This is a genomic window from Frankia canadensis, assembly GCF_900197875.1.
Taxonomy (GTDB): Bacteria; Actinomycetota; Actinomycetes; order Frankiales; family Frankiaceae; genus Frankia; species Frankia canadensis.
Map to the genome: position 1 here is coordinate 1 of NZ_FZMO01000356.1, position 2,572 is coordinate 2,572.

Sequence of the window (2,572 nt, forward strand, 5' to 3'; positions counted from 1 at the left end):
GCCGCCGGGGAAGGCGGCGTGATGCCAGTTTCCTGGTGTGTCGTGTCCGGTTTGTCCCTAGGTTTCTGGCAGAGAACGCCGTGACAGTGTCAGAACGCTGTCACCGACCGCCGGCCGCGAACGGCCTAGGGCGCGGGTCCTCCCCGTGCCATGGTCATCGCCGGACGGGCCGTGACCGCGCGGGGAGGCACGGCGCTGGCCGTGCCCGTGAAACCGCGAACCTCGACATTCCGCGCCTCCCCCGGTGGATGTGTAGAAGTTGGAATCCCCCGCGTTCAGTTCACACGGGGGAGGACGTCGACGACAGCCCTCGCCCCCGGCTGCGTCCGTTTGCGTACACCGGTGTCGCCCGTCGGCGGACGACGCGAACGCGGTCTGCCGGGACGCTCAGTGCCATGACAACAACCACCCATCCCCCGGGCCGGGGCGCCATCGACGTCCGCGGCCTGACCAAGCGGTACGGGCGGCGGACCGTGGTCAGCGGTCTGGACGTCACCATCCCCGAGGGGGTCGTCGCCGGCTTCGTCGGGCCCAACGGCGCCGGCAAGACCACGACCCTGCGGATGCTGCTGGGCCTCGTGCGCCCCACCGAGGGCGAGGGCACCGTGCTCGGTCAGCCGCTGCGCGCCCCGGCCGCCTACCTGCCGCGGGTCGGCGCGCTGATCGAGAGCCCGGCGCTCTACCCCACGCTGTCCGGCACCCGCAACCTCGCCGCGCTCGCCGCGCTCGCCGGCCTCGGCCGGGCCGAGGCGCCCGCGCGGGTCGCGGCGATCCTCGACCAGGTCGGGCTCGCCGGGCGCGGCGGCGACCAGGTCCGCTCCTACTCCCTCGGGATGAAGCAGCGCCTGGCCATCGGCGCGGCCCTGCTCACCGACCCGGACCTGCTCATCCTCGACGAGCCGACGAACGGCCTGGACCCGATCGGCATCCGCGAGATGCGCACGCTCATCCGCTCGCTGACCGCGCGCGATGGCCGCACCGTGCTCGTCTCGTCGCATCTGCTCGCCGAGGTGGAGCAGATGTGCGACTGGCTGATCGTCGTCGAGGGCGGCCGGTTGGCCTATCAGGGCCCGACAGACCGGCTGATGGCCAGCACGTCCACCGAGGTCGTGCTGCGCCCGGAGCACGAGGAGGACGTCGCCCCGCTCGCCGACCTGCTCGCCGGTCTCTCCGTCCCCGCCACGCGCGGGCCGGCGGAGGTCGTCGCCACCCTCACCACTCCCGGCTCGGACGGCGCCCGCGAGTACGCCCGCGCGCTCGCCGCCGTGAACCGGGCCGCGGCGTCGCGCGGCATCACCCTCATCGAGATGTCCCCTCGCCGGCACAGCCTGGAGGACCGCTACCAGGGGCTGGTCACCCAGTCCCGCGCCCCGGAGATGGAGCTCACTCGATGAACGTCGTCCTCGCGGCCCGGCGGTCCTTCCGCGCCGAGCTCATCAAACTGTGGCGGCCCAGCACGGCGGTGGCGATGGGCCTGCTCGCCGCGCTCAGCGTGCTGTCCACCGTGCTGGTCGTCAGTCTCGCCGATCCGGCCAGCCCAGGCGGGCCGCGACCCGGCGACGGCAACGGGCCGGGTGGCTTCGATGTGACGACCCAGCAGCTGGCGGGCGCCACCGGGATCGCCCGCGGCTTCACGGGCGGAGCCACCTTCGTCGGCCTGCTGATCTTCCTCGTCTGCGCGATCGCCATCACCCTGGAGTACGGCCAGGGGACGCTGCGGACGCTGTTCCTGCGCGAGCCGGGCCGACGCGGCTGGTTCGCCGGGCGGGTCGCGGTGACACTGACACTCGTCGCGCTCGCCCTCCTCGCCGCGCTGGTGCTCAGCGTCGCCGTGGCCGTCGCCGTAGCGGGCGTGCGCGGCATCGACACGTCCGCCTGGTGGAGCGCCGACGGCGCGCGGGCACTCGCCTCCGGCTACCTGAACGTGCTACTCGCGGCGACGTTCTTCGCCGTGGCGGGAACGGTGCTCGGGCTCGTGCTGCGTTCGACCGCGCTGGCCCTGTCCATCGGCGTGGCCTGGATGTTCCCGATCGAGCACATCATCCAGAACTCCTGGAGCGGCGCCTCCAGGGTGTTCCCCGGGCTGGCGTTCGACGCGGTCAGCCAGGGTGGTGTCGCCGACGCGAGCTACGTGACGGCGCTGCTCGTGGGCGCCGCGTACGCCGTCGGCGCGGCCACCCTCGGGACAATCACGCTGACACGCCGAGACGTCACCGTTTGAGAGAACCTGACTACAATTGACACCTAGCGTGTGCGGACGACGACGATAGGAGATGCCATGCCTGCGCTCGGACGCATCGCCCGGTGAGCCCGTACGAGCGGCTGGTTCGGGAGCTCGGCGGATCCGACCCCTACGCGGTCCTCGGCGTGGGCCGTCTCGCCGACCGCGCCGAGATCCGCCGGGCCTACCGGACCAGGGCTCGAGCCCACCATCCCGACAACCCCGCGGCCCGTGGGCCGGAGGCCGCCCGCACCATGCAGCTGCTCACCGTCTCCCACGAGCTGCTCGCCCGGTGGCGCGACGTCTACGACGCCCGCCACACCCGCGTCGCCCACCCCATCGGCTCGATTC

3 protein-coding genes are annotated in these 2,572 nt (G+C 72.9%); all 3 read left to right on the top strand.

From position 1 onward, the window contains the following. The first annotated feature begins 395 nt into the window (after positions 1–395). A complete protein-coding gene (locus tag C1A33_RS23500; protein ID WP_101833522.1) occupies positions 396–1,394 on the top strand; it encodes an ABC transporter ATP-binding protein in 999 nt (332 codons plus the stop codon). Further along, entirely contained in the window at positions 1,391–2,221 is an 831-nt protein-coding gene (locus C1A33_RS23505) for an ABC transporter (RefSeq protein WP_101833523.1), read from the top strand. The genes C1A33_RS23500 and C1A33_RS23505 overlap by 4 nt, the downstream gene beginning before the upstream one ends. An 83-nt stretch (positions 2,222–2,304) precedes the next feature. Beyond that, a partial coding sequence (locus C1A33_RS23510) for a J domain-containing protein (protein ID WP_133150803.1) occupies positions 2,305–2,572 on the top strand: 268 nt, incomplete at its 3' end.

Excerpts from the sequence above, each read along its gene's own strand:
- C1A33_RS23505 (WP_101833523.1), top strand. The coding sequence starts at position 1,391 with ATGAACGTCGTCCTCGCGGCCCGGCGGTCCTTCCGCGCCGAGCTCATC.
- C1A33_RS23500 (WP_101833522.1), top strand. The coding sequence starts at position 396 with ATGACAACAACCACCCATCCCCCGGGCCGGGGCGCCATCGACGTCCGC.